General features: G+C 71.8%; 26 protein-coding genes. 16 read left to right on the plus strand and 10 right to left on the minus strand.

Going from position 1 to position 25,680, the window contains the following annotated elements:
* Positions 1 to 2: 2 nt before the first annotated feature.
* From BZB76_RS34755 to BZB76_RS12690, 6 genes are all read left to right on the plus strand, one after another.
* The gene (locus BZB76_RS34755; RefSeq protein ID WP_170180610.1) at positions 3 to 353 is read left to right on the plus strand and encodes a PDGLE domain-containing protein; all 351 of its coding nucleotides are present in this window, start codon (positions 3 to 5) and stop codon (positions 351 to 353) included.
* Positions 353 to 1,129 carry a cobalt ECF transporter T component CbiQ gene (gene cbiQ / locus BZB76_RS12670; RefSeq protein WP_121434440.1) on the plus strand — a complete coding sequence of 259 codons (777 nt, stop codon included), beginning with the start codon at positions 353 to 355 and terminating at the stop codon, positions 1,127 to 1,129. Before BZB76_RS34755 ends, cbiQ begins: the two co-directional genes overlap by 1 nt.
* Positions 1,126 to 1,905: an energy-coupling factor ABC transporter ATP-binding protein gene (locus tag BZB76_RS12675; protein WP_121434441.1), complete on the plus strand. Its 780-nt coding sequence runs from the start codon at positions 1,126 to 1,128 to the stop codon at positions 1,903 to 1,905. Before cbiQ ends, BZB76_RS12675 begins: the two co-directional genes overlap by 4 nt.
* Positions 1,906 to 2,078: 173 nt before the next feature.
* Complete coding sequence (locus BZB76_RS12680; protein ID WP_121434442.1) at positions 2,079 to 3,026, plus strand: ATP-binding protein; 948 nt, start codon at positions 2,079 to 2,081, stop codon at positions 3,024 to 3,026.
* 43 nt (positions 3,027 to 3,069) lie between these two features.
* A complete protein-coding gene (locus BZB76_RS12685) occupies positions 3,070 to 4,086 on the plus strand; it encodes a hypothetical protein (protein ID WP_121434443.1) in 1,017 nt (338 codons plus the stop codon).
* A gap of 43 nt (positions 4,087 to 4,129) precedes the next feature.
* Positions 4,130 to 4,606 (plus strand): ribose-5-phosphate isomerase, encoded by a 477-nt coding sequence (locus BZB76_RS12690; RefSeq protein ID WP_121434444.1) that lies wholly within the window; start codon positions 4,130 to 4,132, stop codon positions 4,604 to 4,606.
* A gap of 236 nt (positions 4,607 to 4,842) precedes the next feature.
* On the opposite strand, the gene BZB76_RS12695 is transcribed toward BZB76_RS12690, so the two are convergent.
* A complete protein-coding gene (locus BZB76_RS12695; protein WP_147449420.1) occupies positions 4,843 to 5,088 on the minus strand; it encodes a hypothetical protein in 246 nt (81 codons plus the stop codon).
* Positions 5,089 to 5,211: 123 nt separating this feature from the next.
* Here BZB76_RS12695 and BZB76_RS12700 point away from each other — a divergent pair, with 123 nt between their 5' ends.
* Positions 5,212 to 6,330 carry a PP2C family protein-serine/threonine phosphatase gene (locus BZB76_RS12700; RefSeq protein WP_121434446.1) on the plus strand — a complete coding sequence of 373 codons (1,119 nt, stop codon included), beginning with the start codon at positions 5,212 to 5,214 and terminating at the stop codon, positions 6,328 to 6,330.
* 4 nt (positions 6,331 to 6,334) lie between these two features.
* Here BZB76_RS12700 and BZB76_RS12705 read toward each other — a convergent pair whose 3' ends face one another.
* Positions 6,335 to 7,381 carry a serine/threonine-protein kinase gene (locus tag BZB76_RS12705; RefSeq protein ID WP_121434447.1) on the minus strand — a complete coding sequence of 349 codons (1,047 nt, stop codon included), beginning with the start codon at positions 7,379 to 7,381 and terminating at the stop codon, positions 6,335 to 6,337.
* Positions 7,382 to 7,621: 240 nt separating this feature from the next.
* Here BZB76_RS12705 and BZB76_RS12710 point away from each other — a divergent pair, with 240 nt between their 5' ends.
* Entirely contained in the window at positions 7,622 to 8,980 is a 1,359-nt protein-coding gene (locus tag BZB76_RS12710) for a sensor histidine kinase (RefSeq protein WP_121434448.1), read from the plus strand.
* A gap of 12 nt (positions 8,981 to 8,992) precedes the next feature.
* Here the strand turns inward: BZB76_RS12710 and BZB76_RS12715 are convergent, their stop codons facing one another.
* Entirely contained in the window at positions 8,993 to 10,411 is a 1,419-nt protein-coding gene (locus tag BZB76_RS12715) for an amidase (RefSeq protein WP_121434674.1), read from the minus strand.
* An 83-nt stretch (positions 10,412 to 10,494) separates the two neighbouring features.
* Between BZB76_RS12715 and BZB76_RS12720 the strand changes: the two genes are divergently transcribed.
* Positions 10,495 to 11,982, plus strand: coding sequence for a carboxyl transferase domain-containing protein (locus BZB76_RS12720; protein ID WP_420534773.1), 1,488 nt, complete (start codon positions 10,495 to 10,497; stop codon positions 11,980 to 11,982).
* Positions 11,979 to 12,599: a class I SAM-dependent methyltransferase gene (locus BZB76_RS12725; RefSeq protein ID WP_121434449.1), complete on the plus strand. Its 621-nt coding sequence runs from the start codon at positions 11,979 to 11,981 to the stop codon at positions 12,597 to 12,599. Before BZB76_RS12720 ends, BZB76_RS12725 begins: the two co-directional genes overlap by 4 nt.
* A gap of 6 nt (positions 12,600 to 12,605) precedes the next feature.
* Here BZB76_RS12725 and BZB76_RS12730 read toward each other — a convergent pair whose 3' ends face one another.
* Complete coding sequence (locus tag BZB76_RS12730) at positions 12,606 to 12,926, minus strand: hypothetical protein (RefSeq protein WP_121434450.1); 321 nt, start codon at positions 12,924 to 12,926, stop codon at positions 12,606 to 12,608.
* 188 nt (positions 12,927 to 13,114) lie between these two features.
* On the opposite strand from BZB76_RS12730, the gene BZB76_RS12735 reads away from it, so the two are divergent.
* On the plus strand, positions 13,115 to 13,825 hold the full coding sequence (locus BZB76_RS12735; RefSeq protein WP_121434676.1) for a type 1 glutamine amidotransferase: 711 nt from the start codon (positions 13,115 to 13,117) through the stop codon (positions 13,823 to 13,825).
* Here the strand turns inward: BZB76_RS12735 and BZB76_RS12740 are convergent.
* Both BZB76_RS12740 and BZB76_RS12745 read right to left on the minus strand, forming a co-directional pair.
* A complete protein-coding gene (locus tag BZB76_RS12740) occupies positions 13,779 to 14,504 on the minus strand; it encodes a gamma-glutamyl-gamma-aminobutyrate hydrolase family protein (protein ID WP_121434451.1) in 726 nt (241 codons plus the stop codon). The genes BZB76_RS12735 and BZB76_RS12740 overlap by 47 nt on opposite strands.
* Positions 14,501 to 15,970: an aldehyde dehydrogenase family protein gene (locus BZB76_RS12745; RefSeq protein WP_121434452.1), complete on the minus strand. Its 1,470-nt coding sequence runs from the start codon at positions 15,968 to 15,970 to the stop codon at positions 14,501 to 14,503. Before BZB76_RS12745 ends, BZB76_RS12740 begins: the two co-directional genes overlap by 4 nt.
* Before the next feature lie 108 nt (positions 15,971 to 16,078).
* On the opposite strand from BZB76_RS12745, the gene BZB76_RS12750 reads away from it, so the two are divergent.
* Genes BZB76_RS12750 through BZB76_RS12760 form a run of 3 tightly spaced genes read left to right on the plus strand, consistent with a single transcriptional unit; the run spans position 16,079 to position 19,263 of the window.
* On the plus strand, positions 16,079 to 17,527 hold the full coding sequence (locus BZB76_RS12750) for an aldehyde dehydrogenase (RefSeq protein WP_121434453.1): 1,449 nt from the start codon (positions 16,079 to 16,081) through the stop codon (positions 17,525 to 17,527).
* Entirely contained in the window at positions 17,515 to 18,417 is a 903-nt protein-coding gene (locus tag BZB76_RS12755; protein ID WP_121434454.1) for a 3,4-dihydroxyphenylacetate 2,3-dioxygenase, read from the plus strand. The genes BZB76_RS12750 and BZB76_RS12755 overlap by 13 nt, the downstream gene beginning before the upstream one ends.
* Entirely contained in the window at positions 18,418 to 19,263 is an 846-nt protein-coding gene (locus BZB76_RS12760; protein WP_121434455.1) for a fumarylacetoacetate hydrolase family protein, read from the plus strand.
* 99 nt (positions 19,264 to 19,362) lie between these two features.
* Here the strand turns inward: BZB76_RS12760 and BZB76_RS12765 are convergent, their stop codons facing one another.
* The 3 genes from BZB76_RS12765 to BZB76_RS12775 form a co-directional block, all read right to left on the minus strand.
* Positions 19,363 to 20,295: a TIGR03619 family F420-dependent LLM class oxidoreductase gene (locus BZB76_RS12765; protein WP_121434456.1), complete on the minus strand. Its 933-nt coding sequence runs from the start codon at positions 20,293 to 20,295 to the stop codon at positions 19,363 to 19,365.
* A gap of 49 nt (positions 20,296 to 20,344) precedes the next feature.
* Positions 20,345 to 20,917: a MarR family winged helix-turn-helix transcriptional regulator gene (locus BZB76_RS12770; RefSeq protein ID WP_117401880.1), complete on the minus strand. Its 573-nt coding sequence runs from the start codon at positions 20,915 to 20,917 to the stop codon at positions 20,345 to 20,347.
* Between the two features lie 121 nt (positions 20,918 to 21,038).
* Entirely contained in the window at positions 21,039 to 21,824 is a 786-nt protein-coding gene (locus BZB76_RS12775; RefSeq protein WP_121434677.1) for an acetoacetate decarboxylase family protein, read from the minus strand.
* A 162-nt stretch (positions 21,825 to 21,986) separates the two neighbouring features.
* Here BZB76_RS12775 and BZB76_RS12780 point away from each other — a divergent pair, with 162 nt between their 5' ends.
* Both BZB76_RS12780 and BZB76_RS12785 read left to right on the plus strand, forming a co-directional pair.
* Complete coding sequence (locus tag BZB76_RS12780; RefSeq protein ID WP_211342959.1) at positions 21,987 to 23,327, plus strand: glutamine synthetase family protein; 1,341 nt, start codon at positions 21,987 to 21,989, stop codon at positions 23,325 to 23,327.
* A gap of 34 nt (positions 23,328 to 23,361) precedes the next feature.
* On the plus strand, positions 23,362 to 24,615 hold the full coding sequence (locus BZB76_RS12785) for a cytochrome P450 (RefSeq protein WP_246006906.1): 1,254 nt from the start codon (positions 23,362 to 23,364) through the stop codon (positions 24,613 to 24,615).
* Between the two features lie 9 nt (positions 24,616 to 24,624).
* On the opposite strand, the gene BZB76_RS12790 is transcribed toward BZB76_RS12785, so the two are convergent.
* Positions 24,625 to 25,614, minus strand: coding sequence for a sigma-70 family RNA polymerase sigma factor (locus tag BZB76_RS12790; RefSeq protein WP_121434457.1), 990 nt, complete (start codon positions 25,612 to 25,614; stop codon positions 24,625 to 24,627).
* Positions 25,615 to 25,680 lie beyond the last annotated feature (66 nt).

Below are 25,680 nucleotides of genomic sequence, written 5' to 3' on the forward strand. Positions count from 1 at the left end.
ACATGACCACCAAGCGGTTCTTCATCGGGTTCCTGCTCGTCTCACTCGTCCTGGCGGGGATCGTCAGTTACTACGCCAGCGCCGATCCCGACGGTCTGGAGAAGGTCGCCGAGGACAAGGGCATCAACGCCGAGGAGAAGGACCACGGCCTGAAGGACTCCCCGCTCGGCGACTACGGCGTCAAGGGCGTCGACAACGCGCGGCTGTCCGGTGGGCTGTCCGGCGTCATCGGTGTCGGCGTCGTCCTGCTCGCCGGCGGTGGGCTGTTCTGGTTCGTCCGGCGGCGCGGTTCCTCCGACGCGGCGCCGCGGCGGGAGGAGAACGTGGCCTCCGGGACGTCCGGGACGGGCTGATGGGCGCGGGCCATGCCGCCGGGGCGGCGAGCCGGCTGTACGTTCCGGGCGCCTCGCCCGTGCACCGTCTCCCTCCCCAGTGCAAGCTCGTCGCCGTCCTCGCGTTCGTGCTGCTGGTCGTCGCGACGCCACGGGAACGGTTCTGGGCGTTCGGGCTGTACGCGTTGCTCCTGGCGGCCGTGGCGGCGACCGCGCGGATCCCGTTCGGCACGGTCGCGCGGCGGGTCGTCATCGAGGTCCCGTTCGTGGCGTTCGCGGTCCTCATGCCGTTCGTCGCGAGCGGCGAGAAGGTCGGCGTCCTGGGGCTCGAGCTGAGCGAGAACGGTCTGTGGGGCGCGTGGAACATCCTCGCCAAGGGAACGCTCGGCGTCGTCACCTCGATCCTGCTGGCCGCCACCACCGAGCCCCGGCTGCTGCTGCTCGGCATCGACCGGCTGCGGATGCCGCCGCTCCTCACGCAGATCGCCACGTTCATGCTCAGATACGGTGACGTCGTCGCGGCGGAACTCGGCCGGATGAAGGTGGCGCGGGCGTCCCGCGGCTTCGAGGGCCGCGACCTGCGCGCCACCCGCGTCCTCGCCAAATCGATCGGAGCGCTGTTCCTGCGCTCGTACGAACGGGGTGAGCGGGTGCACCTGGCGATGCTGAGCCGCGGCTACGACGGGCGCATGCCCGTCGTGCACGATGTCAGCGCGACGGCCGCGCAGTGGACGGCCGCCGCGGCCCTTCCGCTGGCCGCGGCGTGCGTGACGCTGGCCGCCTGGACGATGCCATGACCGCGGACCTCGGGCAGGCCCCCGCCGTGCCGTCCCTCGACGTCCGGGGCCTGGCCTACGCCTACCCGGACGGAACCCAGGCCCTCTACGGCGTCGACCTCACGATCGACCGGGGTGAGCGGGTCGCGCTGCTCGGGCCGAACGGCGCCGGAAAGACCACGCTCGTCCTGCACCTGAACGGCATCCTGCACGGCGGCCTCGGCGAGGTCAGGGTCGGCGGCCTCGCCGTCGACCCGAAGGACAGGCGGACGCTGCGCGAGATCCGCCGACGCGTCGGCATCGTCTTCCAGGACCCCGACGACCAGCTCTTCATGCCGACCGTCCGGGAGGACGTCGCGTTCGGGCCCGCCAACCTCGGGATCCGCGGCGCCGAACTCGACCTCCGGGTCCGAGACGCGTTGAACCGGGTCGGCATGCTGGGCGTGGCCGACCGTCCGCCGCAGCACCTCAGCTTCGGGCAGCGCCGTCGTGTCGCGGTCGCCACCGTCCTGGCGATGGAGCCCGAGATCCTGGTGCTGGACGAGCCGTCCTCCAACCTCGATCCGGCGAGCCGCCGCGAGCTGGCCGAGATCCTGTTGAGCCTGGACGTGACGGTTTTGATGGTCACGCACGATCTCCCGTACGCGGCGGAGCTGTGCCCACGGTCGGTGATCCTCTCGGGCGGGGTCATCGCCGCGGACGCGCCGACCCGCGACGTCCTGATGGACGGCGAGCTGCTCACGTCCCACCGCCTGGAACTGCCCTTCGGGTTCGATCCGGCCGCCACGGCCCGCTGAGGCGCCCGGTCCTGTCAACAGCGGCGGGCGCCGGTGGTGGATGTTCACGGCGAATGCGCACCCGCGGTGAATTTTCGGTTCGGGGTTTCGGGTTGCACGGGGTGTCGTCGCCTTGCCACACTCAGGAAGACCACCAGTAATGGTAACGGTTTTCATTCCGAAATGAGGCAAACGTGAAGGTTGCGTTCGTTGGCAAGGGCGGCAGCGGCAAGACCACCCTCTCGGCGCTCTTTGCCCGCCATCTGGCCGGGCGAGGGCTGCCCGTGGTGGCCATCGACGCCGACATCAACCAGCACCTCGGCGTCGCGCTCGGCCTGGACGAGGCGCGCGCCGCCAAGGTGCCGGCGCTGGGCGACCGGCTCACCGAGATCAAGGAGTACCTGCGCGGGGACAACCCCCGGATCTCCTCGGCGGCGGCGATGGTGAAGACGACCCCGCCCGGATCCGGCTCGCGGCTGCTGCGGTTCCGCGGGGACGATCCCTTCCACGAGACGGGCCACGACGTCGACGGGATCACGCTCATGGCCACCGGCCCGTTCAACGACGACGACCTCGGCGTGGCGTGCTACCACTCCAAGACCGGTGCGGTCGAGCTGTACCTCAACCACCTCATGGACGCGCCCGGCGAGTACGTCGTGGTCGACATGACCGCCGGGGCCGACACGTTCGCGTCCGGGTTGTTCACCCGCTTCGACGTGATGTTCCTGGTCGCCGAACCCACCCGCAAGGGCGTCAGCGTCTACCGGCAGTACACCGAGTACGCCCGCAACTACGACGTGGCCATCCGTGTCGTCGGCAACAAGGTGCAGATCGACGAGGACGTCGCCTACCTGCGCGAACACGTCGGCGACGACCTGCTGACCTGGGTCGGCCAGTCCGCCGCCGTCCGCGCCTTCGAACAGGGCCGCCACGGCATTCCGCTGGAGGACGGCAACGCCGCCGCCCTCGACCGAATGCGCGCCGAAGTGGACACCCACGTCCAGGACTGGGACAAATTCCAACGGCAGGCCGTGGAGTTCCACGTCAAGAACGCGCGGAGTTGGGCGAACAAGGCGACGGGTGAACGCCTGGAGGAGCAGGTGGACCCGGAATTCCGTTTCCCGGCCGCCTACGCCGGGTGAACGACGTCTATCGGCGGACGGAGATCAGCACTACCCTTCCCGCATGACGATGCGGCGGATCTTCATGATGGCCGGCGGCGCGGTGCTCCCGGTCGCCGTGCTCACCCTGCTTCTCAACAACCAGTGGGTCGTTGACGCCATCCAGGAAAGCGACTTCCAGTATGACGAGGGGATCGGCCCCCTCGTCATCTGGGCCCATTCGCTCGCCTGGCGGTTCAGCCCGCAACCCGGGCTGGAATGGAGCACCGTCCTGGTCGCGGACTTCTCCGTGGTGCTGTTCTTCGTCCTGCTGGCACTGTTCGTGGCGGGCGCCGGCCGCATCATCGACCAGAACCGCGGTCCGCTCGGCGCGCTCGTCGTCGGCTGGTGGGCCGCGATCGTCGCGGGCGGGGTCGCCGGGCTCGTGTACGGCGCCCTGGCCCACTGGACGGCCGACTACATCCCGTCCACCCTGTCGCAGGCCGTCTTCACCAGCATCGCCCGGGGCGCGGCCGCCGGTTTCGCGTTCGGCTGGCTGCCCGGCCTGGGCGCCATGGGCGGCTTCGCCTTCGGCCGTCCCCGCACCCCGGCGACGCAGCAGCCCTACGGCGCCCCGCAGTACCCGCCGCAGCAGCCGTACGCTCCCCGACAACACGGCGTGCCGATGCCGCAGCACCAGATGCCGCACCCGCAGCAGCCGCAGCAGCCGCCGATGCAACCGCACCCGTCCGCGGTCCCGTACGTCCCGCCGCAGGGACATCCGCAACAACAGCCGTGGCCCGCGCCGGGACAGCAACAGCCGGGCGCGCACGTCCCGCAGCAACCGGGTCCACCGGTACCGCAACAGTTCGGCCCACCGCCCGCCCCACCGCAACAGCCCGCCCCGGCGCCGCAACAACCCGCACCGCCGCAACAACCCGCCCCGGCGCAACAACCGGAGGCGCCTCGGCAACCGGAGGCCGCCGCGGACACCCCGGAACCGGCCGAGGCCGAGCAGGAGCCGTCCGCGAACCCCTGGGACGGCGACGACCCTGATCTCGCCGACCGGACGATCATCGACCGGCGGCGCGACGAGGAGTAGGCCGCCGCAAGATCGACGTCCCGGTCCTGCGAGAATCGACCCCATGCGCGTGTTTCTTGGGACCGACCATGCCGGCTTCGAGCTGAAGGAGCACCTGGTCTCCTGGCTGAAGGAGAACGGGCACGAGGCCGTCGACTGCGGCGCGTTCGCCTACGACGCCGTGGACGACTATCCGCCGTTCGTCCTACGGGCGGCCGAGCGCACGGCCGCCGAGCCGGGCACGCTGGGCATCGTGATCGGCGGTTCCGGAAACGGCGAGGCGATGGCGGCGAACAAGGTCAAGGGCGTCCGGGCGGCCCTGGTCTGGAACGAGGACACCGCCAGGCTCGCCCGCGAGCACAACGACGCGAACGTCATCAGCCTCGGCGCCCGCCAGCACGACCCGGAAACCGCGACCCGGTTCGTCGAACTGTTCATCGAGACGCCCTACTCCGGTGACGAGCGCCATACCCGCCGCATCACCATGCTCGGCGACTACGAGACCACCGGCGAACTCCCCCCACTGCCGTCCGCCCGCTGACCGCCCGGATCGCGGAACGAACCCGCTCTTCCACAAATCGCTCAGGACGCCTGGCGGAGAGCAGGGTGCGGTAACCGGATCGCCATGGGTAGCGGCTCGGGGCGGGACTGCGGAGGCCTCGGTGCGGTTGCCGGTCATCAAGGTTGGCGACTACGGGACATCGCGGGGGCTCTCGCGATCATCCTTTGAGCGCCGACCCGGTCGGGGCGCGGAGCAAGCCGCTCACCGCGAGGCGGTCAGGAGTGGGGGTCGCCGGGGGAGTGCTTTTCGGGCGGAAGTGCGGAGGGCGTCGGACGGGGGCCGCGTTTGTTCAGGCGGCGGCGTTCGTTCTTGGCGGCCTTCGTTCGCTTGGTGGGCTCGCTTGAGGGTCGGGCCTGGTCGAAGTCGTTCTTCGGTGCCTGGTCGCCGTCGGGGATCGGACGGGAGACGTCCCGTGCCCGCATCGCCGCGTCCACCGTGATCCGCATGCTTGGCTGCCCCATATGTCCACGACTCCTCTCAACATCCCCCGTACCCGGATATTACGGAGCTGGACCGGTGCAAAGGGGCCTCACTGGTCTGGATGCCGACGTGGGGTGGTGAATGCTCGGTACAGTGCCGGAGTCATGCTTCAACGACTGGTCCAGCTGCTTCCGCCGCGACTGCGCGCCGTACTGCGCAGAGTCCCGGTGCTCGTGGTGCTGTACCGCTGGCTCCGGCGGGGGAAGCTGACCCGGGAGCGGTACGTGTTCGCGGCGCTGGCGGTTCTCGCGGTGGCGGTCGGGCTCGCCACGGCCAGCGACACGCGCGGCCTGGCGCCGTCCGGGGTGTTGGTGCTGATCGTGCTCGGCGGCGGGCTGCTGCTGAAGGTGCGGACCCTGGTCGTGCTGCTCGGCATCGTCGTGGCGATGGTGGCCTACAACGCCTGGCATGACGTTCCCGCGATCGGCGTCGGGATGGTCGCCACGTTGACGATCACCGCGGTGCTCGCGCTCACCCTCGCCCGGACGCGGCAGAAGCTCGGCGTCCAGGGGCTGCGCGGCGACTCGATGCTGCTGGAGCTGCGGGAGAGGCTGCGGCGCCAGGGCGAGATGCCCAAGTTGCCGGACGGCTGGCGCTCGCAGGTCGTCCTGGTGCAGGCCGGGGGGTCGTCGTTCGGCGGCGACTTCGTGGTGTCGTCCTCCGACGGCGACGTCCTGGAGGTCGCGCTGGTGGACGTGTCGGGCAAGGGCACCGACGCGGGTACCCGAGCGCTGATGCTGTCGGGGGCCTTCGGGGGGCTTCTTGGATCGGTCCAGCCCGATCGTTTCCTGCCCGCCTGCAACGCCTACCTGCAACGCCAGCGGTGGGACGAGGGCTTCGTCACCGCCGTGCACGTCGTCGTCGACCTGCGCACCGGCGAGTACACCGTGGAGTCGGCGGGCCATCCACCGGCGGTCCAGTTCGACGCGAGCAGCGGCGAGTGGCGGGTCAGTTCGGCCAAGGGCGTCGTCCTCGGGGTCGTCCCCGACCTGAAGTGCGTTCCGGAGCGTGGAACGTTGCGGTCTGGTGACGCGCTGCTCCTCTACACCGACGGGCTGGTGGAGTCCCCGGGCAGCGATCTGGACGCCGGGATCGACCGGCTGCTCGGCGAGGCCGAGCGTCTCGTCCCGCAGGGGTTCGGCAGCGGCGCGAAGGAGCTGGTGGCGACGATGGCCGCGGCCCGCGACGACGACTGCGCGCTCGTCGTGATCTCCCGCGTCTGAACGGTCAGCGGCGCCTGTTCCCGTTCTTGGGCTGGTCCTGCGCCAGCCCGACGAGGAGGGCGCCGATGAGGACGGTGCCCGCGGCGACGCCGGCGGCGGCCAGCAGCCGGGTGCGGGTGGACGGCGCGGCGGTCACCACCCCGGTCGGGGTGAACGCCCTGGTGTCGGCCTCCACCGGCGCGGCGGCGGTGAGCCGGTTCGGGGCGGCGGGTGGCCAGGCGTCGTTCGGTGGCTGCTCGACGAGGGAGAGCAGCAGGTCCGACGCGGTCGGACGGTCCGCCGGGTCCGTCGCCAGGGCCGACCGCACCGCCGGAACGAGCGCTTCCGGCAGCCCGGACATGTCGGCCGTGTCGGCCGCCGTGCGGAGGGTCGCCGGGTCGCCGCCGATCGGCATCCGTCCCGTGCCCGCGTGCGCGATGAGGCAGCCCCAGGCGAACACGTCGGCCGCGGGGGTCGCGGGCCCGCCGACGAGGACCTCCGGGGCCATCCAGCCGGGGGTGCCGAGGACCGCGCCGGACGCCGATCCGCCGAAGCGCCCGGGGCCCGTCGAGTCCTGGCTGCGCGCGATGCCGAAGTCGATGACGCGGCAGCCCGACAGGGTGAGCATCACGTTGGCGGGTTTGAGGTCGCGGTGCACGAGACCCGCCGCGTGGATCGCGGCGAGCGCCGACGCGACGCCGACGGCGACGCCGTGCAGGTCGGGCGCGGGGAGCGGGCCGTCGTGGACGAGCCGGTCGTGCAGCGACACGCCGCCCACGTACTCGGTGACGAGGTACGGGCGCCCGTTCTCCTCACCGTGCGCGAGGACCCGCGCCGTGCAGAAGGAGGCGACGCGACCGGCCAGGTACGCCTCGTCCCGGAAACGTTTCCGGTAGGTCGGGTCACCGGCGAGGTGCGGGTGGATGGTCTTCACCGCGACGCGTCCGCCGGACACCGGGTCGGCGCCGAGGTAGACCGTGCCCATGCCGCCCGAGCCGAGACGGCCGAGCAGCGTGTGCCCGCCGACCTCACGCGGATCGGCGGGTTCGAGCGGTCTGATGTCTGCGTCCATGATCTTCCCGGGTGTCTCCCCGCTTCGTGTCCGTCCATCCCCGTTCGGCGGCGGAATATCTCGCGTCACACCAGGAAGTGCGGTAACGCGTTCGTCACGTCCGTCCGGAATGTGGTGATGTTTCGCAGAGCAATGGTCCGGTAACAATGTGTTCTGCGTTCACCCCCCAGGCGCTGGGACGTCGCGCGGAGCCCCGGAGCCGCGTGGGAGCCGGAAAGGGGGAGGGGCGCCGGGGTGCGGATGTTCGGGGGGAGGCCGTCGCCGTCGGGCTGGTCGCTGCGGGCCCGGGTGACCGCGGTCGTGGCCCTCGTCGTCTTCGTCCTGCTGGCGCTCGGCGCCGCCCTCTTCTACCTGGTCGTCCGCGGTGTCGTGTACGACGAGCTGCGCGAGCGCGCCGACTTCGTGATCAACGATCTGACCGTGTACGTGCGCGTCGCCGACCCGCACGCCATGCTGCCCGTCCGGGACGCCGACTTCACGCTTCTCCAGGTGGTGGACGTGGAGGGCGCCGTGGTCGCCTCCAGCGCGACGCTGCGCGGCCGGGCCGCGCTCGAGGTGCCGCTGCCGGGCGAACCGGGACGGTCCGTCCAGCGCACCGTCTCCCTTCCGGGCGAGGGGAGGGTCTATCTCGTCTCCGAGAGCGTCCTGACCCGGCACGGCGTGCGGATCGTGCACGCCGGCGCGCCCATCACCGTGTTCGGCCGGTACCGGGCCCTGTTCCTCGGCCTGCTCGCGGCCGGGGCGCTGCTCGGCACCGCCGTGGTCGCCTGGGTCGTGGCGGTGTCGGTGCGGCGGGCGTTGCGTCCGGTTCGGGTGATGTCCGGCGAACTCGCCCAGATCACCGGCCGGGGCGCGGGTCGCCGGGTGACCGTCCCCCGCCCGAACGACGAGGTGTCCGAGCTGGCCGAGTCGGTGAACGTGGCGCTGAGCCGGTTGGAGTCCGTCCTGTCGCAGCAGCGCGGCTTCGTCGCGGACGTGTCGCACGAGCTGCGCAGCCCGCTCACCGGTCTGCGCGCCCAGCTGGAGGTCGCGCTGGAGCATCCGGAGGACGAGGACTGGCCCGCCGTCGCCCGTGCCGCGCTCGCCGACGCCGACCGGTTGCAGGGCATCGTCAGCGACCTGCTGATCATGGCCAAGCTCGGCGCGGGCGTGCATGTCGCGCGGGAGCGGGTCGACCTCGGCGAGCTGGTCCGGTCGGAGACGGCCCGCCGTCCCCGGCGGGTTCCGGTCGAGGTCCACGCGGCCGACGGGGTCATGGTGCGGGTCACGGCGCACCACATCGTCAGGCTGCTGACGAACCTGCTCGACAACGCCGAGCGGCACGCCGCGTCGCGGGTGTGGGTGAGCGTGGCCGCGGACGGGGCGGACGCCGTCCTGGAGGTCGTGGACGACGGCGCCGGGATCGCGCCCGAGGACCGCGAGCGCGTCTTCTGGCGGTTCCAGCGGCTCGCCGAGGGCCGGGAACGCGACCGCGGCGGCACCGGGCTCGGCCTGACGATCTCCCGGGACATCGCCCGCGCGCACGGCGGGACGCTCGTCGCCGCGGACAGCGACAAGGGCGCAAGGCTCGTCCTGCGTCTCCCGCTCGACCAGAGCTGAGACACCGGGTGTTCAGGCCAGCGGCGGACGGCGGGTTCCGTGCCGGGTGGCCTGCTCGAAGGCGTGTCCGATCCGCAGGACGGACAGGTCCGCGTGATGCGGCCCGACGATCTGCAACCCGACCGGCAGCCCGCCGCCGGTGAATCCGGCGGGCACCGACAGCGCCGGAGACCCGGTCGCCGAGACGAGGAAGCACGATCGCATCCATTCCAGGTAGTCGGGCATGGGCTGCCCGGCGATCTCCGCCGGGTACTCGATCCCGGCGTCGAACGGCGGCACCTGGCTGACCGGCAGCAGCAGCGCGTCGTAGCGTTCGAAGAACTTCCGGACGCGGTGGAAGAGGGCCGTGTGCAGCGTCTCGGCCCGTCCGAGGTCGGCGCCGGTGAGGCCGCGCCCCGCCTCGATGTTCTTCGCGAGGGAGGTCTTGAAGTCGGCGCGGCGCTCGTTCAGGAGCGGGCCGTGGGTGATGTCCCACTGCCAGGCGCGCAGCGTCCGGAAGACCTCGTCCGCGCCGGACAGGTCGGGGCACGCCTCGTCCACCGTGCAGCCGAGATCCTCGAACGTCATCACCGCCGGTGCGAGGACGCCGGCGACGGCGGGGTCGACGGGCACCTTCCCGCCGAGGTCGGGAGACCAGGCGATCCGCAGCCCGGCGACGTCCCGGTCGAGCGGGCCCGCGAACACGTGGCCGGGCGTCTCCAGGGCGATGGGGCTGCGCGGGTCGGGTCCCGCGAGGACCGACAGCAGCAGCGCGGCGTCCGCGACCTCGCGGGCCATCGGACCCTGCACCCCCATCGTCGTCCAGCCCGCGGCGACCGGCCATGACGGCACCCGGCCGGGCGACGGACGGAACCCGACGACGTTGCAGAACGACGCGGGGTTGCGCAGCGAGCCGCCCATGTCGCTGCCGTCCGCGATCGGGTGCATCCCGCACGCCAGCGCGGCCGCCGCGCCGCCGCTGCTGCCGCCCGCCGACCGCGTCGGGTCGTAGGGGTTGCGGGTGACGCCGAACACCGGGTTGAACGTGTGCGACCCGGCGGCGAACTCCGGCACGTTCGTCTTGCCGATCGTGATGGCGCCCGCGGCGCGGATCCGCTCGATGACCAGGTCGTCGGTGAGCGGGACATGGTCGGCGAAGATCGGTGACCCGAAGGTGGTGCGGATCCCGGCCGTGGCGTGGGTGTCCTTGTGCGCGACCGGCAGCCCGTGCAGCGGTCCGGTCTCCCGCCCGGCGGCGAGCCGCTCGTCGGCGGCGCGCGCCTGCTCCAGCGCCCGTTCCGCGACCAGCGTCACGATGGCGTTGACCCGCGGGTTCGTCCGCTCGATCTGGTCGAGATGGGCCTGGACGACCTCCCGTGCCGACAGCTCCCGCGCCCGGATCCGGCGGGCGAGGTCCCGCGCGGACGCGAAATGGATCTCTTCGGACACCATGGTCTCCTTCTCGTCGTCGGTCGCGCTCCCAGTGTCCGCCCCCGGCACGCGGGGTGACCTGTCCGGGTGGTCATGATGGTCGTGTGGTGGAACGAGCCGGCGCCCGCGAACTGCTGCGCCGCGTCCTGGACGCGGACGGCTGGACGCCCTGGGACGCGCCGACGGCGGACCCGGCCCCCTCCACCCCGTACGGCGCGGACCTCGCCGCCGCCCGGGAGCGCGGCGGCTGCGACGAGGCCGTCCGCACCGGCGAGGGCCGGCTGCGCGGCCGTCGCGTCGCGTTCGTCGTGTCGGAGTTCCGCTTCCTGGCCGGGTCGATCGGCGTCGCCACCGCCGACCGGATCGTCCGGGCCGTCGAACGCGCCACCGCGCTGGGCCTGCCGCTGCTCGCCGCGCCGTCCTCCGGCGGCACCCGCATGCAGGAGGGGACGGCCGCGTTCGTCCAGATGGCCCGCATCACCGCCGCCGTCGTGGCGCACCGTGCCGCGGGGCTTCCCTACCTCGTCTACCTGCGGCATCCCACCACCGGCGGGGTCTTCGCGTCGTGGGGGTCGCTCGGCCATGTGACGGCCGCAGAACCGGGCGCGCTCATCGGGTTCCTGGGTCCGCGCGTGTACGAGGGGCTGTACGGCGAACCGTTCCCGTCCGGCGTGCAGGTCGCCGAGAACCTCGCGGCCCGGGGGCTCCTGGACGCTGTGATCGGCATCGACGAACTGGCGGAGACGGCGTCCCGGGCGCTGAACGTCCTGTGCGGGCGTCCGCCGGCGACCCTGCCGCCCGCGCCCGGGCCGCCCGGGCCGCCCGCCGGTGCCGCGCCCGAGACGCCGGCGTGGGAGTCGATCGAACGGTCCCGGCGCCCCGACCGTCCGGGCGTCCGCGAGCTGCTCCGCCACGGCGCGGCGGACGTGACCCTGCTCTCCGGAACCGGCGAGGGCGAGGCCGATCGGGGGCTTCTGCTGGCCCTGGCCCGTTTCGGCGCGGCACCCTGCGTCCTGGTCGCGCAGGACCGGTACGGGCAGCGCACCGGGTCCCCGCTCGGCCCGGCCGGGCTCCGGGTCGCGCGCCGGGGCATGCGGCTCGCCGCCGAACTGGGCCTGCCCCTGGTCACCGTCGTCGACACGCCCGGCGCCGAACTGTCGCGGGAGGCGGAGGAGGGCGGGCTCGCCGGGGAGATCGCCCGCTGTCTCGCCGACCTCATGACGCTGCCCGCGCCGACGCTCTGCCTGCTGCTCGGCGAGGGCGCGGGCGGCGCGGCGCTCGCGCTCCTGCCCGCCGACCGCGTCCTGGTCGCCCGGCACGCCTGGCTCTCCCCGCTCCCGCCCGAGGGCGCCTCGCTGCTCGTCCACCGCACCACGGACCGGGCGGACGAGGTGGCGGCGGCGCAGCGGGTCCGGGCGGCGGACCTGCTGCGCGACGGGCTGGCCGACGTTCTCGTGGACGAGCGTCCCGACTCCGCCGACGAGCCGGTCGCGTTCTGCCTCAGGGCCGCGGCCGCCGTCGAACGCGAGCTGTCCGGGCTCGTCCCGGGATCTCCGGCGGACCGCCAGGCCCGCTACCGTCTCTCCGCATGACCGAATCCGCGACCCGGGCCGCCTACGACTCCATGGCCGTCCTCTACGCCGACACCTTCCGCGACGTCATGGACGATCTGCCGCTCGACCGCGCGATGATCGCCGCGTTCGCCGAACTCGTCCGGGGTGCCCTGCCGGTCGCCGACCTGGGCTGCGGCCCGGGATTTCTCACCGCTCACCTGGCGTCCCTCGGTCTGTCCGCGTTCGGTGTCGACCTGTCGCCCGGAATGCTGGCCCAGGCCCGCAAGGAGTACCCGGACCTGCGGTTCGACGAGGGCACGATGGCGTCCCTCGATCTCGCCGACGAGAGCCTGGGCGGCATCCTCGCCTGGTACTCGATCATCCACACGGCCCCGGACGAGCTGCCCCGGATCTTCGCCGAGTTCCACCGCGTCCTCGCCCCGGGCGGTCATGTCCTGGTCGGCTTCCAGACCTGTGAGGCGGGCACGCCCGAGCCCTTCGACCACAAGGTCGCGCTCGCCTACCGCTGGTCGCCGGACGGCCTGTCCGCCGTGCTCCGCCGCGCCGGGCTGGTCGAGGCGGCCCGGTTCGTCCGGCAACCCACCTCGATCCACGAGCGCACTCCCGCAGGAGTTCTCCTGCTCCGCAAACCCTGACCGCCGTCAGGTTCGGGCCCGCTGCGGCGCCCGCGCTTCGAGGTCGTCCTCGACCTCGGCCGTTCGCCCGGTGTCCTGTCGGGTGCGGGGCGCCGGCACCGCGCTCCGCGCGCGCTGCCAGGGCCGTCGCCGCGGGATCCGGCGGGTGCCGCGGCGCCCCCGGCCACGGGGCAGGAGCGAGACGAGCGCACCGGCGGCCGCGACGCCGACAAGGGCGGCGAGGACCCAGACCATGATTTTGAGGACCGGGCATCCCGCCAGGTCCGGCCGGTTCGGCGTACTCGGGACGACCAGGTGCCTGTCGCCCGCCGCGGTCCTGTCCGCCATCTCGTTCGCTTTCCCTCGTCCGGGGCCGACCCTTAATGGTGTAACAGCATGTCATGAAATGACATGGCTCACTTTGTGGCAACCCTTATAGCAGAGCGCGGCGGGGGTCCGTGACTGGTGAGCAGGTCGTTTGGGGGCTTACGATCTGGAGAGTCCGTAGCGAAGGGGACGCCGTGGGAGGGGACGCCGTGCGAGCGCTGATCGTGCAGCATGACCATGTTTCACCGCCCGGACCGGTGGGGGAACGGCTGGTGGCGCGGGGGTTCGAGATCACCGAGTTGCTCGTGGTCCCCGAGGAGCGGCATCACACTCCGGACGTCCGGTGCGACTTTCCGGACCCGCGGGAATGGGACCTGATCGTTCCCATGGGGGCGCCCTGGTCCGTCTACGATCCGAAGGTCGCGTCGTGGGTCGGGCCCGAGCTGGCGATGCTCGCGAGCGCGCACGAGGCGGGGGTTCCGGTCCTCGGGATCTGCTTCGGCGGGCAGGCGCTCGCCGCCGCGCTCGGCGGACGGGTGGAGCGTGCCCCGCGCGCCGAGATGGGATGGGTGGAGATCGAGACCGACGATCCGGAGCTCGTCGCGCCCGGACCGTGGTTCCACTTCCACTACGACCGGTGGATCCTCCCGCCCGGAGCGGTCGAGATCGCGCGCGACGAGGTCTGCTCGCAGGCGTTCGTGCTCGGCCGGTCCATGGGCGTGCAGTTCCACCCCGAGATCACGCCCGATGAGTTCGGGCTGTGGATGGCGCACGGTGGAGACCCGCACATGCGGGCGGAGGGCGTCGACCCCGACGAGCTGATGGTGGAGGTGAAGCGGACGGAGGCCGAGTCCGCCCGCCGCACCCACACGCTCATCGACGCGTTTCTGGACCGCGTGGCCTGGCGGACGCCTCGATGAGGGCGTCGAAGAGCGCCTGATGGACGGGGTCGTCGGCGGCCGTGTCCTCCGGGTGCCACTGGACGGCCAGGAACCAGGCGCCGTCCCCGGTCTTCCCGGCGTCGGTGAGTTCGGCGGCCTCGATCGTGCCGTCGGCCCCATGGGCCGTCGCCGTGAGGGGCGGTGCCAGCGTCTCGACTGACTGGTGGTGGTAGCAGGACGCGGTGAGCTGCTGCGCGTCCAGCGTCTTGGCCAGAAGCGTCCCGGGCTTGACCGTCACGGGGTGGAGAACGTGCCGGTGCTCCTGCGTCATGTGCTGGTTGAGGGTGCCGCCCAGCACGGTGTTGACGACCTGCAGCCCGCGGCAGACGGCCAGGGTGGGCAGGCCCGTCCGCACCGCGTGGGCCGCCAGGGCCAGGTCGAAGTCGTCCTGCTCGTCGTGCACGTCGTAGAGGGCCTCGTGCTCGGTGTCCGCGCCGTAGTGGCGGGGGTGGAGGTCGCCGCCCCCGGGCAGGAGGAGACCGTCGCAGCGGTCCAGGCGGGACGGGTCGAACGGCGTCGCCGGGTGCATGACGAACGGCTCGCCGCCGGCCCGGAAGACCGCCTCGACCAGGGCCTGGGCGGCCACCTCGGCGCGGTAGCGGAGGGCGGAGGCCGACTCGGAGAAGCGCGCCGGCAGCGCGATCAGGGGGCGGGTCACAGCTCGATCCAGGTGGTCTTGAGGTCGGTGTACTTGTCGAGGGCGTGCAGGGACTTGTCACGGCCGTGGCCCGACTGCTTGACGCCGCCGAAGGGGACGCTCATGTCGCCCTCCTCGTAGCAGTTCACCCAGACCGTCCCCGCCCGGAGGGCGCGGGAGACCTTGTGCGCCGTGGACAGGTCGGACGTCCAGACGGCGGCGGCGAGGCCGTACTCGGTGTCGTTGGCCAGGGCGATCGCCTCGTCGAGTTCGTCGAACTCCAGAACGGCCAGCACCGGGCCGAAGACCTCCTCGCGGGCGATCCTCATGTCCGGCTTGACCTGGTCGAAGACCGTGGGGGAGAGGAACCGGCCGGCCGCCTGCCCGCCCGCCCGGAGGCGAGCGCCGTCCGCCTTGGCGGCCTCGACGTGCTCCAGGACGCGGGCGTGGTGCCGTGCGGAGACCAGGGGACCCATCTCGGTGGCCGGGTCCAGCGGATCGCCCGTCCGCAGGCTCTCCGCGCGGGCCACCACCCGGTCGACGACCCGGGACGCGATCGAGCGGTGCACCAGCAACCGGGACGGCGCCGTGCACATCTCGCCCGCGTTGAAGAAGATCCCCCACGCGGAGGTGTCGGCGGCGGCGTCCAGGTCCGGGGCGTCGGGAAGGATGATGTTGGGCGACTTGCCGCCGAGTTCCAGCCACACGCGCTTGAGGTTGGTGTTCGCGGCGTACCGCAGGAAGTGACGTCCGACCTCGGTGGAGCCGGTGAAGGCCAGGACGTCCACGCCCGGGTGCTCGCCGAGGGCGCGCCCGGCGACCTCACCGGGGCCGTTGACGACGTTGAACACCCCGGGCGGCAGCCCGGCCTCGGTGGCCAGCGCGGCCAGGTGCAGCGCGGACAGCGGGGACTCCTCGGCCGGTTTGAGCACGGCCGTGCAGCCGGACGCCAGGGCCGGGGCGATCTTCCAGGCGGCCATGGTCAGCGGGAAGTTCCACGGGACGACGGCCGCGACCACGCCCACCGGTTCGCGGGTGACCAGGGCCAGCGACGAGGCGGACGTGCGGGGCGACTCGTCCAGCTGCTTGTCGACGGCCTCGGCGTACCAGCGGAGGCAGTTGATGACGGCGCGCAGCTCGATGCCGTTCGCCTCGGTGACCGGTTTGCCCATTTCCAGGCTGATGAGAAGGGCGAGCGTCGCGCGGTCGCGCTCGATCAGGTCGGCCCAGCGCAGCAGGGCCGCCTTGCGCTCGGCGGGGGACAGGCGCGGCCAGGGGCCGGTGTCGAAGGCGCGGCGGGCGGCGGCGACGGCCGCGTCGACCTCGGCCGTTCCGGCGGACGCGATCTCGGCGATCGTCGCGCCGTCGCGCGGGGCGATGACGGGGGTCGAGCCCGTGCCGGTGAACTCGCCGTCGATGTGGTGGCCGGTGTGCGGGGCGAGCCCGGCGGCACGGGCGCGCCATTCCTCGTACGAGAGGTCGGTCACGAGCCCTCCTCCAAGTGTCGTTTGATCCCGAACAGTATCGCTGACATCTTGACCGATGCCATCCCCGCTCCTAGATTATTTGGGATCAAACGATATGGAGGTGGAGCGATGGCAACCGTCGCGGGCGTCGCCGTCGAGCCCGGACACTGGATCGGCGGAGAGCGCACCGGCTCCCACGCGACTTTTTCCAGCGTCTCGCCGATCGACGAGCGACCGATCGCCGAGATCGCGCGGGGTGGGGCGGAGGAGGTCGACGCGGCGGTGGACGCCGCGCGTCGCGCCTTCCCCGCCTGGGCCGCCACGAGCCGTGAGGAGCGGGCGCGGCTGCTGCACGCCATCGCCGACGGCGTGGAGAAGCGGATCGAGGAGCTCGCCCAGGTCGAGACCGCCGACAACGGAGCGCTGATCCGCTCCCACCGGCGCGGTGTCATGCCCCGGGTCGCGCACAACTTCCGGTTCTTCGCCGACTGGCTGCTCAAGCTCGGCCACGACGACTTCGAGACCCGGGGTCACACCAACCACGTGAGCTGGGACCCGGCGGGCGTCGCCGCGCTCATCACCCCGTGGAACGCGCCGCTGATGCTCGCCACGTGGAAGATCGCGCCGGCGCTGGCGGCCGGGAACACGGTCGTGCTCAAGCCGGCCGAATGGACGCCGCTCACCGCGTCGCTGCTGGCCGACATCACCGCCGAGGCCGGGCTGCCGGCCGGCGTGTTCAACGTCGTCCAGGGCTACGGCGCGGAGGTCGGCGGGCCGCTGACCGCGCACCCCGACGTCCGGCGGATCAGCTTCACCGGGTCGGTGCCCACCGCCCGGACCATCGCGGCCGCGGCGGCCCCCAACCTGACGCCGCTGTCGCTGGAGCTGGGCGGCAAGTCGCCGCTGCTGGTCTTCGCCGACGCCGACCTCGACCTCGCGGTCGATCTCGCCGTCGAGCAGTACGACAACGCCGGGCAGGTCTGCCTCGCCGCGACGCGGTTGCTCGTCGAGTCGTCCATCGCCGAGGAGTTCACCGCCCGGTTCGTGGAGAAGGCGTCGCGGATCAAGCAGGGCGACCCGCGCGACGAGGCCACCGACATCGGGCCGCAGATCCACCGCCGCCACCTGGAGCGCGTGGACGGGTTCGTCCAGCGCGCCAAGGAGGCGGGGGCGCGCGCGCTGATCGGCGGCGGACCGAACGAGGAACTCGGCGGCCTCTACTACCGGCCCACCCTCTTCACCGACGTCCCCGAAGGCGCCGAGATCCTCACCGAGGAGGTCTTCGGCCCGGTCCTGACGCTCCAGACGTTCGACAGCGAGGAGCAGGCCGTCGCGATGGCGAACGGCACCAAGTTCGGGCTCGCCGCCACCGTCGCCACCGGCGACCCGGAGCGCGCCCGGCGTGTCACCGAGCGGCTCGTGGCCGGGACGGTGTGGGTCAACTGCTTCTTCGTCCGCGACCTGAAGGCGCCGTTCGGCGGCTCCCGCCAGTCCGGCGTCGGACGCGAGGGCGGCGACTGGAGCTTCGACTTCTACTGCGACCTGAAGAACACGGTGACGGCGCCATGGGCGAAGTAGTCGGTGCGGGACTCCTCGCGCACGTTCCCACGATCGTCCTGCCCGAGGTCACCCGGCGTGAACTGAACGGCGGGCCGGACACCACGCTGGTCCCCGGACTGCGCAAGCTGCGCGAGGACGTCTTCGAGAAGGACGACTACGACACCGTCGTCGTCCTCGACTCGCACTGGGCCACGACGGTCGAGTTCGTCACGACCGCGCACGACCGCCGCGCCGGACTGTTCACGTCCGAGGAACTGCCGCGCGGCATGTGCCGGATGCCGTACGACTTCCCCGGCGACCCGGAACTGGCCCGCGCGGTCGCGCGCTACGCCGACAAGCACGGGACGTGGATCACCCCGATCGACGACCCGTACCTGCCGATCTTCTACGCCACCGTCAACCTGTGGACGCATCTCGGCGTGCGCGACGACCCGTACCTCGGCGACCCGGGCAAGCGGTGGATGTCGATCGGCGTGTGCCAGACCGCCGACACCGAGGACTTCCTGCGCCTCGGCCGCGCCCTCGGCGACGCGATCGCCGCGACCGACCGGCGCGTGCTGCTGATCGCTTCGGGCGCGATGTCGCACACGTTCTGGCCGCTGCGGGAGATCCGCGACCACGAGGCGTCCGACCCCGTGCACATCTTCTCGCCGGAGGCACGGGCCGCGGACGAGGAGCGCATCGGCTGGCTCAAGAAGGGCGACCACGCCCGGATGCTCGACACCATGCCGGAGTTCCTCAAGTTCAAGCCCGAGGCCCGCTTCGGCCACTATCTGATGATGCTCGGCGCCCTGGGGGAACATGCCTGCAAGGCCCCGGGACGCCTCTACAGCGAGTACGAGAACTCGGTCGGAACGGGTCAGGTGCACATCTGGTTCGACCGCCCTGAGAACGGATGGACCGCATAAATGCCTGAATACCGACGGATTCTGCTGGACGGCGCCGCCACCCAGGTCATCCGGGACGGCGACGACCTCGTCAGCGCGGACGGCCGCACGGTGCGCGCGGACGAGGCCGTTCACCTGCCGCCGTGCGAGCCGTCCAAGGTCGTCGCGGTGCACCTCAACCACCGCAGCCGCGTCGAGGAGTTCCAGACGACGCTGCCGCCCGCGCCCACGTACTTCCACAAGCCGATCTCCGCGCTGAACGCGCACGGCGGCGCGGTCGTCCGGCCCGAGCGGTGCAAGTACCTCAACTACGAGGGCGAGATCGCGATCGTCATCGGACGGACGGCCCGCAACGTCTCCCCCAAGGAGGCCGGCGACTACATCGCGGGCTACACGGTCGCCAACGACTACGGCCTGCACGACTTCCGCGACACCGACGCCGGGTCGATGCTGCGGGTGAAGGGCTCCGACACCCTCTGCCCGCTCGGCCCCGGCCTCGTCACCGACTGGGACTTCCACGGCAAGTACCTGCGGACGTACGTGAACGGCGAGCTGGTGCAGGACGGCAGCACCGACGAGATGGAGTGGGACATGCACTACCTCGTCGCCGACATCGCCCGCACCATCACGCTGTACCCGGGTGACGTGCTGCTGTCCGGGACGCCCGCGAACTCGCGTCCCGTCCAGCCGGGCGACGTCGTGGAGGTCGAGGCGGAGGGCCTCGGCCGGCTCCGCAACCACATCGTCGCGGGACCCGTGCCGATCCGGGACGACTGCGGCGCGCAGCCGACCGAGTCGGAGGAGGTCATCTCCACCACGTTCGGCGGAGACTGGGAGTTCCGCGGCATCCGGGCCCCGCGCAAGTAGAGGCGTCCGGAACGAGTACCCCAAAGGCCCTCATGTCCTCGGCTCTCCGGCCGGGACATGAGGGCCTCGTCGTTAGGACAGGGTCGTCAGGACAGGGCGTCAGGACATGAGGGCTTCGCCGCGCTTGACCACCTCACGGCAGAAGGCGCCGACGCCGTCCGGGTCGTCGGTGAACTGGGACGGCTTGATGCAGAACGTGGTGAACCCCGCCTCGACCTGCTCCGGAATGCTCTCCAGGGCCGGTTCGAGCGGCGACACCGAGTCGTCGTCGGGGAACACCGGACGGCAGCCGCCGATCATCTCCAGGTCGGCGGCGTCGCGCCCGGCGGCGGCCATGGCGGCGCGCAGCCGCTCCATCTCCTCGGGCGTCGGACGGCCCAGCGGGTGGAACCCGTGCCCGTACTTCACGATCCGGTCGAGCAGTCGCTGGTGCAGGTGCTGCCCGCCGAGCCACATGCGCGGCCCCTCCGGACGGTACGCGCGGGGCTCGAAGTAGACGTCGTCGAAGGAGAAGTGCGTCCCGTGGTAGGAGACGGGCGAGCCGCGCCACAGCAGCTCCCAGATCTCCAGCTGCTCGTCCAGGATCTTGCCGCGCTTCTCGAACGGCACGCCCAGCGCCGCGTACTCGTCCCGGCTCCAGCTCACGGTCGGCTGGACGACGAGGCGTCCCTCCGAGACCAGGTCGAGCGTGCCGATGTCGCGGGCCAGGGCGAGCGGGTGCCGCAGCGGCGCGAGGACGGCCGCGGCGGCGAGCCGGATCCGCGTCGTCACCGAGGCGATCGCGCCGAGCAGCATCAGCGAACTCGGCCACGGGGTGAACGGATCCTGGTTGCCGGGGTAGGCATAGTCCCGGGGGTTGCCCATCACGCCGTTGGCGCCCGCGTCCGGGCCGAGCACGATGTGCTCGCTGATCATGACGGCGTCGAACCCGGCGTCCTCGGCCTCCCGCGCCCAGCGGACGAGGGTCGGCAGGTCACGACCGGTGGTCAGGGTCCAGTTCTCGCTCAGCACGAGCACGAAGCGTGGCGTCATCCCGTCATCGTATGGGCCCAAACGATCGCGGGCAAGGGTGCGGTGGAGGTCAGCCGCGGGAACGGCGTCCCGACCGGCGGGGCGGGGGCGGGGAGGCGGCCCGCTGGGTGGCGCGGCGGTCGTCGCCGAACTCCTCCAGGTGCTCGATGATCGACCGCAGCGTCTCCGCCAGGCTCCGGTTGTCGGCCTCCTCGAGCCGCTCCACCACGAAGGCCTCCTCGGCGTTGAACGCCGGGAACAGCTCCCGCATCAGGTCCTGCCCCTTGTCGGTGAGCCGCAGCAGGACGAGCCGCCCGTCCGTCGCGTGCGAGCCGCGCTCGATCAGGCCGCGTCCTTCCAGCGTCTTGGCGACGCCGGTGAGGGTGCCCTTGGAGATCCCCGCCTCCTCGGCGACATGGCGGGTCTCCATCTCGTCCCAGATCCACACGACCCAGAGGACGACGAACGCCGTCCAGGTCAGGTCCGCGCCGCGCAGCACCGAGCTCTCGAAGTGCTGCCGGATCGCGGCGGCGGCCCGGTAGATGTTGGAGACCGCCATCATCGCGTCGTGCCGCAGCGGCACGTCGCCGAGCCGCCGTTGGATGGCCTGCTCGGTCTCTTGCAGTGTGTGGTGACCCGTCACGTGCGTCCTTCTTCCAGGAACCCGGCGCTGACGGCCCTTTCGGGGGCCGGAAGGCGAATCTATCGCCGCCTCGGCCCCCGCCGACCGTGGTTCGACTTCGTTCGGTTCCCGAAAGCGGAGGTCAGGCGAGACGACGGCCGCCGTTCCAGACCACGCCCACCTGACGGTAGTAGGCGCCGATCGGCTCCTCGATGGTCAGCAGCGACATCTCCTCGGTGGGAGCGTCGAAGAGGGTCAGCTCGGCCTCGCCCGCCCAGGCCTGGCCCGCCTCGAAGCTTGCGGCGCCCGCCTCGACCAACTCGTTGAGGGCCGGGGCCTGGCCGGGCTCGATGGACGGCAGGAACCGGTGGTGCGCCATCGGGTGACCGTTGACGAACCCGTTCGTCTCGGACGGCTCCCGCAGCGTCACCACGGCCTCGGCGAGACGGCGGTCGGCGGCGGCCAGGGTGGCGCCGAAACGGGCGCCGGGCTCCAGGCGCGGCGCCGGGCCGTAGGGGTGCGGACGGGTCTGGTGGATCGAGCCGAGCTTCTTCGGATAGCCCTGGTGCAGGCCCCGGCCGATGGCGAAGTCCTTGTCGACCCAGATGTAGACGCAGCGGGAGTACGTCCGCCCCTCGAAGGAGCAGCGGACGACGACGAAGCACTCCTTGTACTGGGCCCGGATCGGGTCGAGCAGCTCCTCGCGGGACTCCGAGCAGGACTGCCAGTCGGCCCAGATGATCGCGACCGCGCCCGGGTCCTCGGGCGCGGGCGACAGCGGCTCGGGGAGCAGTTCGGCGACGCGCGCGGGGTCGGTGCGATACTCGACCGTGAGCAGGTCACCCGAGTAGTGCCACGGTGGGCTCGGGATCAGCGACGAACGCCCCGTCGCGGTCTGGGGATACAGGAAGCCTCGCACGGTCGCCACCACATTCCTCCCGGGAATATCGTTTGGGTCCGTACGATAGTTCCTTTCGTCCGTGTCCGCCACCTCGGGCCTGGGGGAACGAGGGGAACGTTCGGACGGGTGTCTTGTCAGAAACGTTCGTCCACCATATGGTTTGACCCCAAATGACTTGAGGGAGTGCGTGTGAGCCGACCGGTCGAAGACGTGGTGAGGGAACTGGCCGCCGACGGGATCGACGTGGTCCGGGTGTCCTATCCCGACCTCATCGGCATCGAACGGGCCCGGGACGTCCTCGTCGAGCGGCTGCCGGGGGCCGTCGACCACGGGCTGTCGTTCTGCCGGGCCGTCTACCACACCACCCCGCAGGGCGACACCGTCGAGGTCCCCGGCGGGATGGACGCGGGCCTGCCCGACATCCGCGTCCGCCCCGACCTGTCGACCCTCGCGAAGATCCCGTGGGAGGAGGGCGTCGCGTCCTGCCTGGGCGAGGCGTACGAGCCGTCCGGCGACGAGCTGTGTCCCGAAGGGCCCCGGGAGGTCCTGCGGCGCGCCCTCGCCAAGCTCGGCGAGCTGGGCCTGAACGCCGTCGCCGGGCCGGAGTTCGAGTACTACCTCTGCGAGCCCGACCCCGCCTCGCCCACCGGCTGGCGCCCGTACGCCAACGCGCCCGGCAACGTGTACACCTCCAGCCGCAAGGGCGATCCGGACGGACACGTCCTGCGCGTCCTGCGGCATCTGCGCGACTTCGGCCTCGACGTGACCATGGGCAACCACGAGTTCGGCGGCGGCCAGTTCGAGATCAACCTCCATCACTCCGACGCGCTCGACGCCGCCGACCGGGCGTTCCGGTTCAAGACGGCCGTCCAGGAGATCGCCCGGACGGAGGGGCGGCTCGCCACCTTCATGGCCAAGCCGTTCAACGACCAGGACGGTTCCGGGTTCCACGTCCACCTGTCCTGCCTCGACGCCGACGGGCGCAACGTCTTCGAGGGCTCGCAGGGGGACGGTCTCTCCGAGACCGCCCACCATGCCATCGGCGGGGTGCTGGAGCACGCGCCCGCCCTCGCCGCGCTGCTCAACCCCACCGTCAACTCCTACAAGCGGTTCGGCCCCGACAGCCTCGCCCCCTGGCTGATCGACTGGGGTCTGGACAACCGCAGCTCGATGGTCCGCATCCCGCCCGAGCGCGGCGCCGCGACCCGGATGGAGGTCCGGCTCGGGGACGCCTCCGCCAACCCGTACCTGGGCATCGCGGGCCTGATCGCCGCCCTCTACCTGGGCGTCCGCGACAAGGCGTCCACGCCGCCGCCGCTGGAGGGCTACGGCTACGACGCCGCCAAGTCCCCGGCGCTGCCCCGCGACCTGTCCGCCGCCCTCGACGCCCTCGCCGCCGACGAGGCCCTCATCGAGGTGCTCGGCGAGCCGTTCGTCACCGCCTTCCTCACCTACAAGCGGGACGAGGTCAGGCGTTTCAGCCGCCACGTCACCGACTGGGAGTTCCGCGAGTACTCGTACCACCTCTGAGCGTCGCCTCGGAGCACCGCCGAAGGGAGACCCGGTGCCGAACGAGACCTTGGCCGTCGATCTCGCCGACCTCGACAACTTCATGGACGACGAGACCCCGTGGCGGATGTTCGAGGCGCTGCGCCGCGCCGAACCCGTCCACTGGAATCCCGAGCACGACGGCGGCCGAGGTTTCTGGTCGCTCACCCGGCACGCCGACATCGTGGCCGTCGACCGCGACTCCGGCACCTTCACGTCCGAGAAGTTCGTCAACCTCGAAGAGGTGGACGAACGCCAGGCCGCGATCCGCCGCTCCATGCTGGAGACCGACGGGCCGCGTCACATGGCGCTGCGCCGCATCATGCAGCGCGAGTTCACGCCCCGCGCCATCGCGGGCTACGCCACGTTCCTGCGCGGGCTCACCGGCCGCACCCTCGACGCGGCCCTCGCCAAGGGCACGTTCGACTTCGTCGCGGAGGTCGCCGCCGACTTCCCCATCAACGTGCTGGCGCGCATGCTGGACGTCCCCGACGACGACACCCGGCGCCTCATCGACTGGGGCAACCGGATCATCGCCAACACCGACCCCGAGTACGCCGACGTCCTGCTGCACAGCGAGGAGAGCGAACGGTACCGCGACCTGCCGTTCCGCAGCCCCGCGTCGCTGGAGGTCTTCGAATACGGCCGCGAGCTGGCCGCCCGGCGCCGTGGCGGCGCGGGCACCGACCTCATCAGCCGCCTGGTCAACCAGACCCCGATGGACGGCGAGCCCCTCTCCGACCGCGACTTCGACAACTACTTCCTGCTGCTCGTCGTCGCGGGCAACGAGACCACCCGGCATGCCATCACCCACGCGATGCGCGCCCTGATCGACCATCCCGAACAGGCCGAGCGGCTGCGCGCCGACCTTGACCTCATGCCCACCGCCGTCGAGGAGTTCCTCCGCTGGGCGTCGCCGGTGTACCACTTCCGCCGCACCGCGACCCGTGACACCGAGCTGCACGGAACGCCGATCCGCGAGGGCGACAAGGTCGTGCTGTGGTTCGCGTCCGGCAACCGCGACGAGTCGGTCTTCACCGACCCGGACCGTTTCGACGTCACCCGCGCCCCCAACGACCACATCACGTTCGGGAAGGGCGGCCCGCACTACTGCATGGGCGCCGCCCTCGCCCGCCTGGAGATGCGGATCATGTTCGAGGAGCTGCTGCCGCGCCTGGCCGACATCCGCGTCTCCGGTGACGTCCGCCGCGTCCGCTCCAACTTCGTCAACGGCATCAAGCACATGCCCGTGACCGTCACCCTCGCCTGAGACCCCTGTTCACTCATAGACGCCGGGCAGGCCGAACTGGGGGAACCAGGCCTCGTCGATGAAGCTGGTGACGTGGGCGATGCCGGAACGGGTGACGGTGAGGACCTGAATGGAGTGCGCGTGCAGGCGCCCGTCGTCGCGCCGCAGGTACATGGCGAAGGCCGGCTGACCGTTCGCGCGAGTCGGAACGAGCCGGTTGTGGCCGGGGCCGCGTGACAACCGTGCGTCGAGCAGACGGGCGATGGCGTCCCGTCCGGCGAACCACTGCGGGACGGGCGGCATCTCCCAGGTCGCCTGCTCGGTCAGCAGCCGGGTGATCGCGGGGATGTCCACCGCCTCGAAGGCCCTGGCATAGCGGTCGAGGAGTTCGCGCTGCGCCGGCTCGTCCGGCTCGGTGATCTCGTCGCTGGCGGGAACGAGCCGCTCCAGACGGGCCCGCGCGCGCAGCAGCGTGCTGTTCACCCCCGTGCTGGTCATCTCCAGCAGCTCGGCGACCTCGGCCGCCGGCCAGGCCAGCACATCGCGCAGGATCACCACGGCCCGCTGCCTGCCCGGCAGGTACTGCAACGCGGCGATCAGCGCCAGCCGCAGCCCGGCCCGGGACGCCACGATCGCGCCCGGATCCTCCGGAACGCGGCCGATCAGCCGATCGGAGAGCGGTTCGAGCCAGCTCACCTCCGGGGCGCGCATCCCGGGCGGCGGCGGATGCTCCGTGGGCCCGGCGAGCCCCGAGGGCATGACCCGCCGGCTGCTGTGCGCCAGGGCGTTGAGGCAGGCGTTGGTGGTGATCCGGTACAGCCACGTCCGCAGGGACGCCCGGCCGTCGAACTCGGCGTACGAACGCCAGGCGCGCAGGTAGACCTCCTGAACCAGGTCCTCGGCGTCATGGACCGAGCCGAGCATGCGGTAGGCGTAGGCCAGTAGTTCGCGCCGGTACGGGTCGGTCAGCCGCGCGAACTCCTCGGTGCCCGTCTCATCGGTCTTCTCATTGGTCTTCATAGGACGTACCTCCCCATGTACTGACAGCGGGCGGCGGTCGAAGTCGTCGGGTGCCGTCCGGTGAAT

Origin of the sequence: Actinomadura pelletieri DSM 43383 (genome assembly GCF_003634705.1) — a bacterium.
Taxonomy (GTDB): Bacteria; Actinomycetota; Actinomycetes; order Streptosporangiales; family Streptosporangiaceae; genus Spirillospora; species Spirillospora pelletieri.